This window comes from Cyclobacterium sp. 10D3-21, from assembly GCF_055809755.1.
Genome location: NZ_CM147924.1, coordinates 4,800,895 through 4,816,722, shown reverse-complemented (window position 1 = coordinate 4,816,722; position 15,828 = coordinate 4,800,895). Strand labels below are relative to the sequence as shown.

The following is a 15,828-nucleotide window of genomic DNA, read 5'->3' as shown; positions in this document are numbered from 1 at the left end:
AAAATGTTAGGTTTCGGAAGGACGGATTGGCTGATATAGACCTACCAGAACGTCATTGCGAACCCTTTTTTGGGGAGGGGTTGTGTAGGAAAAGGGTGTGGCAATCTCATAACGTTGGAGATTCCTTCGACTTTCTCTACGCAAAGCCCCTGCAAAGCCTACTGATAACAGATTTTAAAATTCAGGGTTAAAGGGCCACTGGCATTAGCGAAAAGCCTGTTTCACTATTGAGCTTACAGGAGGCTAATGCCCAATAAATGCCAACTCATTTACACCCTGGGTTGCACCTCCTGCGTCGGCTAACCCAGGGCTACAAAGATTGCACTCCGCTGGAGTGCTGCATTGGATATTTTCATCTGGATTTCTGCGTTTTTAAAATGTTAATTCTCGGAATGAGGAATTGGCGGGTAATGAACCACCAGAACGTCATTGCGAACCCTTTTTTGGGGAGGGGTTGTGTAGGAAAAGGGTGTGGCAATCTCATAACGTTGGAGATTCCTTCGACTTTCTCTACGCAAAGCCCCTGCAAAACCTACCGATAACAGATTTAAAAAAATTAGGGTTAAGGGGCCACTGGCATTAGCGAAAAGCCTGTTTCACTATTGAGCTTACTGGAGGCTAATGCCCAATAAATGCCAACTCATTTACACCCCGGGTCGCACCTCCTGCGTCGGCTTACCCAGGGCTACAAAGATTGCACTCCGCTGGAGTGCTGCATTGGATATTTTCATCTTGAAGGTTGAGGAATAGATGGGGAATTGGCCGTCCACGGGTTTTCACCCGTGGCTATTATTGGTGAAGCCCTCTAGGCTTCTTTTGTGGTCAAAAATCACTTCTATTTCAATTAAGAACAGAGAAACGGGGTTTTCCAAATGGTTAAGCAGAATATCGCCATTCCACTTTCCAGCTTATAAACTGAATAGGCTTGACAAAGTGCTATTACTTCCCTTTCAACTTTTCAAGAACCGTTAATAAGTATTTAATCAAGTAGTTAAAATCAAGCGATACAAGTCTGAAGGACTTGAACTATTGGTCAATCCAATATTTTGGAAGTAGCGTCTGGGCGGGGAATTGAGGGAATCAGGTTTCTGGGAATTTCCTGCGTAATCTTTTTTAGTTGATTTAACTCAAAGCCAATTCTAAATTGAAACCTGGAAGTAGAAAGGCCGCGACTTTCTTTAAATAGGGGATCCCAGGTGAGCAAAACTACCGATTGAAGCTTTTTTCCCATTGGAATGGTTCTTCCAGCTCCTAAACCTGATAACCAGATGGCTCCATCAAAATTTCTGTGTTCATAACCCGGGGCATATGCCAAACTTATGCTACTTCTTGCCAACTCTCCCTGAAGCAACCAATTCCCTAGGGTAAAGCGCAATCCTCCTTTTATTCCTTCGCCTGTACTCGTTGGCCCCAGTTGATTTTTAAATTGGCGTTTGATTATTAATCCAGCAAAGGAATGCCACTGACTGCTCAAACTGTATTTTATGCCCAGGTCTATAAATATTCCCTCGCCAAATGAGGTCAATGGATCATACCAAAGGTATAAACCTGTCCTGTTTAAAAATGGCGCCTTTATTAAGCTGTTCGGTTCCTTAAGGTTAAATTTTTCAACGTTTTTCTTTGGAGCAACCACTTTAATGTTCCCGAGGGAATCCAGGTTTATTTTGCTGTAGTTATTGCCAATGTTTTGTAAGTATTCGTTGGAAATAGCTTTTGTTTTTTCTGTAGTCATTGACTTGGCTTTAGCCATGGATAGATAGCCTTCAACGTTCTCTCGGCTAAGTTCTTTCATTGCACCCTTACCATAATAATCCATCAGATTTGTACTTTGTGGATCAATTTTGCTGCCCAGGTTTCCGCTTAATTTTTGTTCAAGTTCAGGCATAAGCCGTTCATTACTGAATGCTTTAAGGTTTTCCTCGTTTTGCAGGATAATCTCTTCTACAGCAGATATGTCACTGGCTTGTTGCAATGTTTCTTTGGATATTTCCACCTGCTTTAAAAGGTAATTCGAAGAGTTTTTTAATTTTTCACTTGAAGGATTTGCGTCAGCCACCAAGTTTTGTAGCATCTCCTTTTCCTGGTCGAGTACTTTTTGCCCACGGATTTTGAGAGCATTAACCAGGCTGTCCTTTCTGGCGCTGTCTATTTTTGTGGTCTTTAATTCTTTGATCTCTTGATTTAAGGAATCATAAGCTTGTTTAAGCGAGTGGATTTGTTGTAGATTTTTTTTAAAGGGGATTTGATCCATTGTAGCTAAGGAGCCGGAAGAAGAACTTTTGAGCAGACTGGCAGGAGGACCTAAAGTTGGGGCCGTAATTGGCACTTGCGCCGCGGTGGAAAAAGCAAGCAGAAAAGCAAAAATCAAGGAAATGCAAGTCTCTTTCATAGCCAGGCTTTTTCTCAATAGGTTTCAATTCCCAAATTCAGGTTCACTGTTTTTAACTTGGAAGAATTCGAACAATAAATCCCCCGAATTAGGCCTATATACTAAAATACCGAAAGTAATTTGTAATTACAAGTGCTTGGAAATGAGAAAGATTGGGGTATTAATCAATTCCCTTATTTTTCCGGTAAGCTGCCAATTCTTTATACACCCTTCTTCTTGCCCTGTTGATTCCTCCAACTGGAGCATGTTCCTCCAAGCCCATCCATGGAGAAAATTCCAACTCTTCACCCATTTTTATTCGTTCAGGAATGTCAAAGGATTGTTGAGGTATGTTTAGCGTTGCTACAGGTATTAACGCTCCTTCCCATGCAATGGAAGTGTTTTCCAATGGTTGGAGCGCATCACTTTTATGAATTTGAACATTTAAGGTAAAGGCATGGTCTTTCGTTTCACAGTCTTTGATCAATTGTGATTTTAGAAAGTTGTCGTCTTTTGCTTGATCTAGTGTAAAGCCCAGGTTGGGATCATTTGGAGTCAGTACAAACTTCACAAATAACGATGGACCATACTTAAAGGCTCCTCCTGAGAAATAGGTTTGTGAAAGCAGGTTGTCATGTTTCTTGCTGTACTTAAATGTCAGGAAAATACTTCTCCAATGGGAAGGGTTTACCGCAAATTTGATTTGTTCCCAAAGCCCGAATAATACCGCTTTAATGGCTTTTGCGTACAGAGAAATATTCCAGGCGGACAGAATAGGGCTTGTGGTTAATAAAAAGTTTTGGGTAGGCACTCCTATCGGATCTGGCTCAATTACTTTCCCGGGTATATCCAGCACCTTGATGGCCAATCCTCTTCCGGAGGCAGGTTTGTCTGATTTTACTTTTGGAGGTGCATTGGAGAGCCTTATCCATGTTTGATAAACACCTGGGTTTTTAAAGAGCCCTTGCTTTAGTTCCTCTGGTAAACCAGGGAGTATGCTTAGACTACCTTTTAATAGGCCATGCATTTTGGGATGAAAATTCCTGAGTTTTTTACCAGCCAGGTATTCCTTGTCCAGGTAATCCTTCATGGTTTGGATCAAGTCCTGAATTTCCTTTTCCTCTGTGTTTTGTTCTTCAGTCATGGCTTGATATATATTGTAAAGCTTTTATACCGGGGAAAAAGAAATAGGCTCCTCCTTTAATCAAGGTGAAATTGGGTAGGTTTGTATATTTTTTTCTGATGGGGTAATTGGGCTCGCTAAACTCATTGGTGCGGTAATGTTCGGTCTGGTAATGGTTGCCGATGATTGGATCAGCATCATTTTCCAGGCCTCCAAATTTATGGAAGCTAACCCAGTTGTTTTGAACAAATTCAAACTGTCTTCTAATGTCCGTAACCATGCAAATAAAATGGAGCCCTCGTTCTTGTTCATCCTCAATTGAATCCATTATGTCATTCGGGTCAAGTTCTGGCGTCACGGGCGGACCATAAGGTCTGCCTTTTCTCAGCATTTGGTGCTTGGCGGCCATTTCTGAGGAGTCTATTTTGCTTTTTTCTGTGACCAGATGATCTCTGGGATTGGTTCTTCGGATATGGGCACCCATAGGGCATTTGAGTCCAGCCTGATCATCGTCCCAAAAACCAAAATTATTGGATTCGGAAAGGCTGGGATCGGGCTGCATGGGGCACAGGGCCAAAGGAGAACCATCCGGCCACCTTCCAACCATTTTGCTAGCCAGTTTGATGGCAGCGGCTTTTTCCTCCGTTTGTTCCTTCATGTACTTCCAAAATGCATGAACATTTTGGTGCATTTGCCTAAATATCAGATAAGTACCATTTTTACCTAAGTCCTTTCTTTCAGGATAATCAGGGTGAAAAGGTAATAATTCTTTTTTGTCCAATTCATGAGGTACATAGGGAGCAGGCGCATATTCATCGTAAAGGTTTTTATAGCCCATGATAAATTCTCCCGCAGGAAAAGTAGTAGCAGTTTCAGGGGGTTCTTCTTTTAATAGTTCCCGAATGACGGGTCTTGAAATATCATCTCTAAATCCAAAATGTTCCTTTTGATGCTGTAAAAGCCCCGTAGGAAGGGTGTGAATAAGTTGAATGCCACAACGGTCCGTTTGTTCTTTTATCCTCAGCATGGTTTTATCCAGTTGCGCCGAGTCCTTTGCATAAACCATCAATAAAAAATGGATGCTGTCATGGCCCCATATCCAGTTTTCAGGATCATTTTCGCCTATATCTCCCAAAACACTTCTCCTTTGTTTTGCAGACATTCCCTCTTTAAATTCCCTACAAAAACTGTTTAAAACAGGTTCTGGAAGGTTGAGAAAGGCAAGTCCATCATAGGTAAAGGCAATATGGATGGCTTCTTCCTCAGGTTTTTCTTCTGCATGTGTAATTAAAGGGGTGATTTCTTTCAAAAAATCGCAGGTGGATTCAGGTTTCGTACAATTGTACAATAAGAACCTGGCGCTTGTCAGGTTACCATGACCACGAACCATTAGCCCTTGAATGTCTTCTTTTTCCAATTCCATAGCTTCAAATCGTTAATAGCCATTTTTTTATTGCTTCATCGTCCATTTCTTTAAACAGACCCTCTCGGAAAGCCCTGTTCCTCTTTAGGTTTTCCACGCTTTCATATTGATTGTGGGAGTACCAGAATTGGGTGATTTTCTGGTGGGCCCTGACCCCCTTCATGTATTCGCTTCGGTGATTGTATTGCTTGTGGATCAACCAGCGAGTGGCAGGAAATCCAAAGGCATGGCTAAAGATTACAGCCATGTTTTTGGTCCTTTTCTCACTGTCTACAAAGTCATGTGCGTAGGCCTCAGATAAATTGTCAAAGTTGGCAATGAAAACCAGTCTTTTTCCCTTGTCCAACTGTAACCACCTTGCGGTATGAACGGTAGGTATATAGGTGAAATAAGTCAATAGGCCCACTAATTTTAAGCTGACGTATAGAAAAGCCCTTCTTACCCATCCTTTTTTTAAGGGGGCAATGACGGTCATTTCATTGAGTACAGGATGGGTTTCCAGGGCTACTATTTTCCTGATTTCATCATCAGACAATTCCTCATTGGGAATATGGGGATTTTTTTCATTTTGCCGAAGTAGCAATAATAAGCCTCCCATTATTAATACAAATAAGGGGAAAACCCAGGCCATAATTTTCACGAAAAGAGTGTCCATAAAAAAGCATAGGACAATACAGATTATGGAAGTTGCCATAATTAGCCCAAAAACCACCAGAGGTAGTAACATTTGAACCTTGTTTTTTCTGGCAAAAGGAATTTCTTCAACGGCCCAATGTAGGGCTGGGTTATTGGCTACAAAGTCTTCAATTTGCTGCTTTATATAAGAAGGGCTGAGCTGGGAAGCGTCCTTGCTCGCATTCAATTGCTGCGCATATTCCCATACCGCCGATTTGAGTGCTTTTTCCTTTGCCACATCAGAAGTGGTCAAGAACTTAAACCCACTGTAAAAAGTGTTGGCTACACTTTTACTACTTAGAAATTGAAGCATATCCGATTTTCCAGCATAATTTTCAGGGAATTCATGACTTTCTCCAAAAACCTGCTTGAGTTGGGGTGCTAGAAAATCCACCAATTCATTTAAATGCTCTTGCTTGTCCCCGACATAACTTGTCATTAAAATAATTCTTGCAGGGAGTTGCTCCGTCTCATTGTAGATTTGAGCAGGTAGGGTCAGCCAACTGATAAAGAAGGTGCTGGGCAATGATTTGTCGAATTGATCCCTGTTGGTTTTGAGATCGTTTCGGAATTGAAATAAAAGGGCATTGATATTACTCAGCTTGTCCTCATCTATAGTGACAGTAACAGTAAGGCCTCTATGTATTGTAGACATAAACTATAAAAATATTTGATACAATATAGAGAATTTTATTTCTTTTTAGTAAAGAAATGCCATAAAAAAACTAGGTTTTCTCCTGTTTGATAAGCTTGTTAGGAGATGGTAGGCTTAACCGATGGTAATATCCTGTGCTTAGCGCCTTTTCCTTGCCAAACCTGTTTGATAAGCACAATGCTTTAGCTATTCTCTTCCGCTAAAATAGCCTGCCGATTTATTCCATTTTGGGTCTGGATAATTTAAAATATTGATTTGCTGATTGATCCAGAGCACGTTTTATTTTATTGAAATTTTCTTCAGTAGGAGCAAAATTGATGTATTTGTCGATGATGCTGCTTCTTTTATAAATCAAAAAGGTATTGTCAACTTTTGGGTTGATGTTGTTTAAATGAATATTTGAAACAGTATCGGCAAAAGAAGGCAGGAAAGTCAGGGCTACGCTTTTCAACTGAAGTTGCGACCCTAATTTCTCCAACTGCGAATTTCTTTCCGAGGGTACATAATTGGATTGATTGCCATATACAAAATACACCTTTAGGTACTTTTGCCTTAGCAAGCTTTCATTGTCCAAAAAAAGTAACCATTTCTCTATTGTCTGCCAATCGGGCTTGTCCCCAACAAAATACAAAATGCCATGGTACAAGCCGTATTTGCAAACCGGACAGGTCTTTGTGCCCTTGTCCGGACCATAGGCATGGTAAGGGGTGAAAGAGAAAATAGGTTCTCCAATCTCATTGGCTGATGCATTGATGGCTTCTTTATCTTTAGGCAGATCTGAAATATTTAAGCCTAAAATAAGGTTGCGTTCTCCGATCCACAAGCCTTCCTTTTCTACAAAACGGATCACACCACTTCCAGCTCGATTTTCCATTTTTACCCGCTTGGCAGTTGTCAATCCTTTATCGGCATCGAAAACAAAATCATCTATATAATAGGGGGATTCCCTGTTTTCTTCTTTAACGTACATATGAATATGGGCTGGTTCGCTTCCGTTGGGATAGCTACCGGGCATCACGGTGTAGATGGTGTATTTACCATCCTTTCCAGTTTTTACCCATCCCCTGATGTAACCGTGGGTTTGTCCGAGTTGGTTTTTGGGCATGTTCAAAGGTTCCGATGCTTTGGTGGCATATTGGCCATTTACATCTGTGTGGTAATAATAAAGGAGGGTATTGGCAGCGGGTGTTTTGCCGTCGATTTCATAAACCGTTCCTGTCAATACTATCTTTTGCCCTTTCTGTGTCCATCCCGGGCTGGTGTCACTTGATGAAAGCCGTTCTGGGATTTTGTAAAATAGGGGAGGGGATTGATCAAAATCATTGCTTAATACTGCTTTGGGCTCTTTATTTCTTGGCTGCTGTCCGTTACAGCTTAAGGAAATAAAACAACAAGACAGTAAAATGAATACATTTGTTAATCGAGTCATGGGCCTGCTTTTCGTACAATATAATTGTACAGAAACATTCCATGTCAAAGGACATTGTTAAAACCTGCCCAACGGAGTAATGCTTAGGCTCAATGGAGGAGCTGCTGCCAGGTGCTTCGGAAATGCCTGCTCAATCGTACTGTTTTACCATTTTTTAATGCTGCATCATAATCTCCATTTTGCCTTGATTTTAAGGTTTTGACACAATCAGCGTTTACAATGCTTGAGCGGTGGACGCGCAGAAAAAGCTCAGGCTTGAGTAAGGCTTCAAACGCTTTAAGGCTGAGGTCAGACAGATACATTTGATCGGCAGTGTAAATGGCCAAGTAAGGTTTGTCGGTGGTGATAAATTGGATAGTGGCCGTTGGTACTGCTGTAATTTTTGTTCCAAGGCGAATATTTATTTTCTCAGGATAATAGGCAGCAATTGGCTTGAAAGATTGGGCTTTTGTCTTTAAAAATGCCCGGTAAATAAAGGGTATAGTGGCATAAATCAGGAATAGAAAGGCCAATTGATTGGAAATTGCTGTATAAAATATATGGGAAAAATGATGGGTAGGTGAGTATAGGAAATGGCTTATCGTTACAAAATAGCTGGCAAAAACCAAAAGGTGGGTCAGGCTAAATAGCGCTCCAAAACCTACAGCTATCAGGGAGAAGGTGCTTCTGTTTTTTGTATAAAGTTGTTTTAAGAAATGGCCTTCCACTAATGCAAAAGGCAGTATAAATGCCCATAAACTATTGTAGAGCAGGGACTCGCTAATGTAAAAACCCGTGTTGTTTAACCTACTGAATAAGTAATCCTGGAATATGGCCATTCCAATAAACAAAGACAAACAGCCGAGAAATATCGCTGAGTTTTTGCCTTTAAACAGGGATTGACTTGAGAAAGGAATTGTTGATCGTTCCATGGGCCATTGGATTCATTGTAAACTAAAAATAATGAATATCCCTCAAAGTTGCCCTAAGCCATTTGGTTTTTATTTTACTTTGGTAATGGCTTGATTTCGGGTTAAACCCGAAATATGCAATAGATAATCTATTACGTGCTGAAATCGCTTTAAAATCAGCCACTTCGTTGCTGTTTTCAATTTCACCATAGCGGTGCTATGCTAAAATCTCTAAACAGCCTGATTTTCTTGCGATTGCAACACTCATCACGAATCCTATTACATAATCCGGGTTAAATTGGACTTTGATTAATTCTTGTAAATCAAAAGCAATGAATCAAGTGTTTTTTTGCATTCCCTGCATAAAACCAAAAAAAATGTTTTTATTTATAGTTTCGCATCAATAATTATCAAAACCCAAAATGAAACCGACCTTATATTCCCTTTTACTTGTATTGTTTTTTGGATGTGCCAAGCCTGCAGAAGAATTACCTCTCCCCAATATTTTATGGATCACCAGTGAGGACAACAGTCCAATAGCTGGCTGTTATGGAGATGAATTCGCCACCACCCCAAATATGGATGCCTTGGCAGCAGAGGGCTTTCTTTATACCCATGCCTATGCAAACGTACCGGTCTGTGCCCCGGCCAGAAATACTATTTTGACAGGTATTTACGCGATCTCGGGTGGAAACCAGCACATGAGGAGTTATTATGACAAATCGGATGAAGTGAAGTTCTATCCACAAATATTACGAGAGGCCGGTTATTATGCCACTAATAATTCCAAGGAAGACTACAATATCAACCCAGCGCAAAATGTAAATATTTGGGACGATTCAAGTAAAGAAGCGCACTATAAAAACAGACCTGAAGGGAAGCCTTTTTTTGCTGTTTTTAATAGTACCATCTCTCATGAAAGTTCAATCCACAAATCCATTCCCAATGAGGACCTGAGGCACAGTCCTGAGGAGGTTACATTACCTCCTTATCATCCGGATACTCCGGAAATGCGCCATGATTGGGCCCAATATTATGACAAGGTGGAGGACATGGATCAAAAAATCGGGGAGATTTTACAAGAACTTGAAGATAGCGGAGAAGCGGAGAACACCATTGTTTTTTATTATGGCGATCATGGTGGGGTATTGGCCAGAAGCAAGCGCTATGTGTACGAAACAGGTACTAGAGTACCATTTATCGTAAGAATACCAGAAAAATACAAGCATTTGTTTCCAGCAGAAAAACCTGGAGATAAGGTAGATAGAATGATCAGTTTCGTGGATTTATTTCCTACACTGCTAAGCATTATCGGAACAGATATTCCTGACTACCTGCAGGGAAAAGCCTTTTTAGGAGAGAAAAAAACAGAAGATCCCGAGTATGTGTACATGTTTCGTGGGAGAATGGATGAGCGCTATGACATGAGTAGGGCAGTTCGAGACCAGAAATTCAGGTACATTCGGAATTACATCCCTTACAGGGTTTATGGTCAGTATTTAGAGTATTTATTTAGGGCACCTTCTATCAGGTCCTGGCAGGCTGCTTTTAAAGCCGGAGAGTTGAACCCCATCCAATCTGCCTTTTGGAATACCAAACCTGCCGAGGAGCTGTATGACACAGAAAATGATCCCTGGGAAGTAAATAACCTGGCCGACGACCCTAAATACAAGGATGACCTTATCCGAATGCGTGCAGCAGCAAAGGAATGGATGTTAAAAATTCATGATACTGGATTTATTCCTGAAGCGGAGTTGATTGACAGAACATCAGGGACCACTGCCTATGATTATATGCGCAACTCCGACATTGATTTGGAGCAATTGATAGAAGCAGCCAATTTGGCCTCAACTGCTAAAGAAGAAGACCTTTCCCAATTGATGGACTTACTAAACTCGGAGGAAGCCGCTAAACGGTACTGGGGAGCTACCGGATTATTGATTTTGGGTGAAAAGGCTAGGCCGGCTTTGGGTGCACTGGAGAAAGCCCTAAATGATTCCTCTCCAAATGTCAAGTCAGTTGCAGCTGAAGCATTGTATGGCTTGGGTGCCAAGGAAAAAGCATTGCAAGCGCTGGCCGAGGTATTGATGACGCCCAATTCTTTCGCCAGAACCCATGCGTTAAATGTAATTGACAGCATAGAAGATGAGTCAAAAACCAGCTTGGATGCGGTCATTGCCATGGTTGAAAATGCCGGAGAATTGGACCGAAGCCAATATGATTTAAGAGCCGCCAGAGGTTTGCTCGAAAAATGGGAAATTAACCCGGCAGATTATGGTTTTGATATGGATTGGTAAAAAGTGAAAAGAAGGGCTTTCATATCCAAACTTAGCACAAGTTCTTCCTTGGTTTTTATGGGGAAAGGCTTGTCTGGGGAACATATAAATCCTATTCCACCATTTGCTTATCCCGAAGCCAAACTATTTTCAGAAGTATTAAATAAGGCTGGTGAATTTATGCTTAGGCTTGAATTCCTGGCTTTTGGAACAAAGTTACCTCAAAAGGTAACATTAAATTTTTATAAAAATAAAGCCTTACTGTATAAAATAAAAGACTATCCCTTTGCCAACCATAGAGCGAAAGTAGGGGATGAGGGTAGACAGTTTCAATTTCAGGTAGGGGCTGCTTTTCCTTATATTTTTGCTATATGGATTAAAAACCCACAGCCCGACACAGTGATGAACTTCACCCTCAATGGGAAAGATTTTCATTTGAGCTTGGGTGAATTGGTTGACAAAAAGGAGCTTTCTTTTAAAGTTGGTAAGCTGCAGGTTTCAAGTAATTACTTACTTGACTTGGAAATGGGACAATTGGATCCAGCGATTTTGGGGATTTCCCCAGAGGGTAAAAACTTTGATATCGCCATCCTTGCAGATCCCCAGGGTGGAGATCCTAAAGTACCCAAAGCTCACCCCACCCGAGTAAAAATTCACAATGCTTTTGCCGAAGATACCATAAAGAGGGTAAATGAATTGCCCAATAAACCAGTGCTTACCTTGGTTTTAGGAGACTTGGTTGACAACCAGGGAGAAATGGCTCATTTTGCAGCAATGCGGGCATATTTGAAAGCATTAGAATCACCTATTTTGTTAGCCATAGGAAACCATGAAACCAGGTATCAATCAACATTTACTCCTGGATATAAAATGGATGAATTTAACCATTACTTTAGTGCCCAAAAAGCAATGAATGGAATGGAGTGGTTGCTTTATAGCTTTGACTTGGGCGACTGGCATTTTATAGTTTGGCCAGATCCTTTAAGGGAAAATTTTTTTGAGACCCATCCTCATTATTTCGAATGGTTGGCTACAGACCTTGAGAAAAATAAAGACAAACCAACAGTATTCTTCCAGCACGTTCCTTCGCATCCCATAGGTATTGATCCTTTGATTAATTATGCGGAATCCATTGCCGTTAAAAGGATGTTGCTAAACTTATTGACCAAACGTGGCAATGTTCGGTTTGTTTTTAGTGGGCATGTACATATACCTATCATAGCCTCCCAAAAAACAGCGGTAACCTATAAAGGAATTAAAATGATTAATATTCCTGCGGCAGGTTACCGACCAAGGGCCTTTGGGGAAGAAGAAATTCACGGTGGGCCTTCTCAGGGCCTTTTGGTTTTCAGCGCCAGAGGTAAAGTAGGTAAAGCTTTTTTTAAAACAGTTACGGAAGAAATTTATACTTATCCTGAAGAGATACCTGAATTTTCAAAAAGCAAATTTCCACTTTGGCTCAATTACAAGTGGGAATTGCCAAGCGAGAAAGATTTCCAAAATGGCGATTTTTCTGCAGGCTTGGATAAATGGCACCGACGCTATGTTTACAAAGAAAATCAGACTCCTTCTAACCTTATGGAAGTTAGGGAATTTGGTACCTACAAAGCCCTTTATTTGTTTTCCGCAAAAAGGGCGTACTCAGTTCCCGGCCAAGACCGGTTGCCACAAACCATAAACCATTTGTGTCAGGCGATTATTCTGGATAAGGAGCCAAAGGCGATTGGCTTGGAATATTGTTTGGATAAGGAATCTGTTAAACAAAATGAGGCTTGGGCAGGTGGCTATGTTTGGCTTGAGGGTTTTATAGGAAGCACAAAACTCTTAAACATGGCATACTGGCTGGGTAAAGGGACGCCTCTTTTAAAAGACCGCTTTTCAGATCACAAGGCTATTCCTTTTCTACATTTTGAATTGGATAGCAAAGAGGAGACCTGGAAAAAGGCCCAACTTAACTGGCAAAAAGATTATGAAAATCAAGGTGTTGATGTTTCCAAGCTGGACAGGCTGGTAATTAATTTAGGGACCTGGCATATCAATGATGGAAATAGTGCCGGTTTTGGCCTGTATTTCACCAATATTGGCTTGATGGATGCTTCTGGAGTTTCAAAAGTTGGAGAAAAACCGATTAAAGAAATGCCTATTGATAAACTGTGGTGGCTTAACAAGAACATGCCTTTCAGCCATATCGCAGGTGAACACAGGTACATCATGTCCACAAAAACTAAAATATGATACGATCTGTACATCCAATATGGATTTTTTTAATCGGGCTGACTTTTGCTTGTTCTGAGAAAATAGAATTTAAAGTCAATGCCCTAAAAGTCAACCACCTTACCACTCCCTTAGGCTTGGAGGACAAACCGGTTTTTAGTTGGCAGATGGAGGAGGGGTTGGCCGATTTCTTCCAACAAAATTACCGCATTTTGGTGGCAACCAAACCTGAGTTTTTGACAAAAGGAAAAGCAGACCTAAGGGATTCAGGAGAGGTTGGTTCTGATCATTCTTTGGGGATTTCCTATGAGGGTAAGACCTTGGAATCCGGAACTAAGGTTTACTGGAAGGTTTTGGTTCAGGATAAAAAGGGAGCGGTTTATGAAAGCCAAGCCACCTGGTTTGAGATGGGGCTTAAAGACCTTAATGACTGGAAAGGTTTATGGATAGCATCCACCAATGCTCAGGACAGCATTCCTGGATTAACGCCAGTCCCCTATTTCCGTAAGGAGTTTTCCATAGATAAGCCTATACAGTCAGCAAGGCTGTATATTGCCGGTTTGGGATACCATGAAGCCTATATTAATGGGGAGAAGGTGGGAGACCATGTCTTAGATCCTGCCATGACACGCTATGATAAAACGGTGAAATATGTGGTGCACGATGTGACCGCATTGCTCAATAATGGCGAAAATGCGATAGGCGTGGTTTTAGGAAACGGATGGTACAACCAGCATACCAGAGAAGCCTGGGATTTTGATCAGGCCCCCTGGCGTGGCGTACCTGTTTTGAGGGCGCAATTGAGAATTGTGGATGCGGAAGGCAAAGCCCTTTGGATCCATACAGATGAAAGTTGGAAGTATACTTTGAATGGGCCTATAATATTTGATAGTGTACACAATGGGGAAAGCTATGATGCCGGCAAGGAAATGGATTGGACTTCGTCGGATTTTGATGATTCAAATTGGGAAGCTGCACACCAGGTTAGTGGGCCGAAGGGGGAAATGGTTGCCCAGTTAATGCCTCCAATAAGGGTGATAGATACCCTTACACCAAAAAACCAATGGGAAATCAATGACAGTACTTTCATGTATGATTTAGGTCAAAACATTACCGGATGGGCCAATATAAAGGTTAAAGGACCTGCCAATGCGAGGGTGAAAATCCGGTATGGGGAAAGGATTTATCCTGACAGTACCCTGGATATTAAAGAGCTTAGTAGATTTATCTGGTCTGGAGATACCCAAACAGATCGGTATTACCTGAAAGGTGATGGGGCCGAATCTTGGCATCCGATTTTTACTTACCAGGGATTTCAATACATGGAGGTCACTTTAAGTGAACCGGAGATAGAACTTCTAGAAATCAATGCAGCTGTGCTGCACACCGATCTTCCTGAAAAAGGATATTTTAGAAGTTCAAATGCCATGTTCAATCGATTGCAGGAAAATATGCGCTGGTCATTTTTGGGCAATTACCATGGGTATCCCACAGACTGTCCACACCGCGAAAAAATGGGATGGACAGGTGATGCCCTTTTGGTGGCAGAAATGGGAAATTATAATTTTGATATGGTGCCTGCTTACAGGAAATGGTTGGACGATTTTGTAGATGAACAGCAAGACAGTGGCGACCTGCCGGGGATCATTCCTACCAGTGGATGGGGATACACTTTCAACCAAGGCCTGGATAAGGAAAGAGGTTATGGACCGCATTGGGAAGGGGCTTTTTTGGAAGTTGCATGGCAAATGTACCGGTTTTCAGGAGACAGCTTACTGCTGGCAAGGTATTATCCAAACATGAAAAAGTACGTGGATTACCTGGAAGCTAACGCTGAGGCTTACCTCTTAAAGTTTGGCATTGATGATCACAAACAACTGGAAAACCTCACCCAAGGACCATTTCTATCCACAGCCTTTTTCCACTACTTCAGTAATCTGCTAGCTAAAATGGCCGGTGTTCTTGGCGAATTAGAAGATCAGGAAGCTTACCTGAAACTTTCGAAAAATATAGCCAAGGCTTTTAACCAAGCCTATTTTAATCCTCAAACGGGGCGGTATGACCATGGGGGACAGGCTTCCCAGGCCGTTCCACTTTTTACTGGTTTGGTGCCTGAAGAGAAGGAGAACTTGGTTTTGGCCGGATTGCTAAATGCAATTGACACTAAAGAGGGGCATATCGATGCAGGGGTGGTCGGTACCAAGGCAATTATTCAGGTATTGATGGATTATCAGCAAGTGGATGTCTTGTTTGAAATGGCCAACAAGCGAACGTTCCCAAGCTGGGGTTATTGGGTAGATGAACTGAATGCCAATACCATGTTTCAGAATTGGGATGGGAGCCAATCTCGCAACCATATAATGTTTGGTACCATTGGAGATTACTTTTTCAAGGGACTAGCTGGCATCAGGCCCATTGATGAATCTCCAGGATTTAAACGTTTTATTATTGAGCCTTCACTTGCTTCTGAAATTGAATGGGTGGAGGCAGGTCATAACTCTCCCTATGGGATGATAAAAAGTCATTGGCGAAGGACTTCAGGGCAGGTTGAATTGAGCCTTACCGTTCCTTCCAATACAGTTGCTGAGTTAAGGTTACCGGCTAATAATAAATTATTACCTGTGGTGGAGCAGGGGGCTTCAGTTCTTTTTGAACGGGTATCCGATGAAAAAGGCGGAGAATGGTTTATGGCCGATTTGCCCGGTGGCAATTATCAAATCAAGCAAAAGGTGGAGTAAGGCCAAACCAGAATTAAGCAATAGGAGTTTCCTATTT

9 protein-coding genes are annotated in these 15,828 nt (G+C 41.6%); 3 read left to right on the top strand and 6 right to left on the bottom strand.

Annotated elements, in window-relative coordinates:
• Positions 1-1,033: 1,033 nt before the first annotated feature.
• The 6 genes from AC0L7T_RS18630 to AC0L7T_RS18605 form a co-directional block, all read right to left on the bottom strand.
• Entirely contained in the window at positions 1,034-2,389 is a 1,356-nt protein-coding gene (locus AC0L7T_RS18630; RefSeq protein WP_473337445.1) for a hypothetical protein, read from the bottom strand.
• A gap of 160 nt (positions 2,390-2,549) precedes the next feature.
• Positions 2,550-3,512 (bottom strand): catalase family protein, encoded by a 963-nt coding sequence (locus tag AC0L7T_RS18625; RefSeq protein WP_473337443.1) that lies wholly within the window; start codon positions 3,510-3,512, stop codon positions 2,550-2,552.
• Positions 3,505-4,914 (bottom strand): Dyp-type peroxidase, encoded by a 1,410-nt coding sequence (locus AC0L7T_RS18620; RefSeq protein WP_473337441.1) that lies wholly within the window; start codon positions 4,912-4,914, stop codon positions 3,505-3,507. The genes AC0L7T_RS18625 and AC0L7T_RS18620 overlap by 8 nt, the downstream gene beginning before the upstream one ends.
• A 4-nt stretch (positions 4,915-4,918) precedes the next feature.
• Positions 4,919-6,244, bottom strand: a complete 1,326-nt coding sequence (locus AC0L7T_RS18615; RefSeq protein WP_473337439.1) for a peroxidase — start codon at positions 6,242-6,244, stop codon at positions 4,919-4,921.
• A 217-nt stretch (positions 6,245-6,461) separates the two neighbouring features.
• The gene (locus AC0L7T_RS18610; RefSeq protein WP_473337437.1) at positions 6,462-7,673 is read right to left on the bottom strand and encodes a dioxygenase family protein; all 1,212 of its coding nucleotides are present in this window, start codon (positions 7,671-7,673) and stop codon (positions 6,462-6,464) included.
• Between the two features lie 89 nt (positions 7,674-7,762).
• Entirely contained in the window at positions 7,763-8,584 is an 822-nt protein-coding gene (locus tag AC0L7T_RS18605; protein WP_473337436.1) for a LytR/AlgR family response regulator transcription factor, read from the bottom strand.
• A gap of 401 nt (positions 8,585-8,985) precedes the next feature.
• Here AC0L7T_RS18605 and AC0L7T_RS18600 point away from each other — a divergent pair, with 401 nt between their 5' ends.
• Genes AC0L7T_RS18600 through AC0L7T_RS18590 form a run of 3 tightly spaced genes read left to right on the top strand, consistent with a single transcriptional unit; the run spans position 8,986 to position 15,791 of the window.
• Positions 8,986-10,860, top strand: a complete 1,875-nt coding sequence (locus tag AC0L7T_RS18600) for a sulfatase-like hydrolase/transferase (RefSeq protein ID WP_473337435.1) — start codon at positions 8,986-8,988, stop codon at positions 10,858-10,860.
• Positions 10,861-10,863: 3 nt separating this feature from the next.
• The gene (locus AC0L7T_RS18595; protein ID WP_473337433.1) at positions 10,864-13,074 is read left to right on the top strand and encodes a metallophosphoesterase family protein; all 2,211 of its coding nucleotides are present in this window, start codon (positions 10,864-10,866) and stop codon (positions 13,072-13,074) included.
• Positions 13,071-15,791: a family 78 glycoside hydrolase catalytic domain gene (locus AC0L7T_RS18590; protein WP_473337432.1), complete on the top strand. Its 2,721-nt coding sequence runs from the start codon at positions 13,071-13,073 to the stop codon at positions 15,789-15,791. The genes AC0L7T_RS18595 and AC0L7T_RS18590 overlap by 4 nt, the downstream gene beginning before the upstream one ends.
• Positions 15,792-15,828: the final 37 nt, after the last annotated feature.

Excerpts from the sequence above, each read along its gene's own strand:
- AC0L7T_RS18630 (WP_473337445.1), bottom strand. The coding sequence starts at position 2,389 with ATGAAAGAGACTTGCATTTCCTTGATTTTTGCTTTTCTGCTTGCTTTT.
- AC0L7T_RS18625 (WP_473337443.1), bottom strand. The coding sequence starts at position 3,512 with ATGACTGAAGAACAAAACACAGAGGAAAAGGAAATTCAGGACTTGATC.
- AC0L7T_RS18620 (WP_473337441.1), bottom strand. The coding sequence starts at position 4,914 with ATGGAATTGGAAAAAGAAGACATTCAAGGGCTAATGGTTCGTGGTCAT.
- AC0L7T_RS18615 (WP_473337439.1), bottom strand. The coding sequence starts at position 6,244 with ATGTCTACAATACATAGAGGCCTTACTGTTACTGTCACTATAGATGAG.
- AC0L7T_RS18610 (WP_473337437.1), bottom strand. The coding sequence starts at position 7,673 with ATGACTCGATTAACAAATGTATTCATTTTACTGTCTTGTTGTTTTATT.
- AC0L7T_RS18605 (WP_473337436.1), bottom strand. The coding sequence starts at position 8,584 with ATGGAACGATCAACAATTCCTTTCTCAAGTCAATCCCTGTTTAAAGGC.
- AC0L7T_RS18600 (WP_473337435.1), top strand. The coding sequence starts at position 8,986 with ATGAAACCGACCTTATATTCCCTTTTACTTGTATTGTTTTTTGGATGT.
- AC0L7T_RS18590 (WP_473337432.1), top strand. The coding sequence starts at position 13,071 with ATGATACGATCTGTACATCCAATATGGATTTTTTTAATCGGGCTGACT.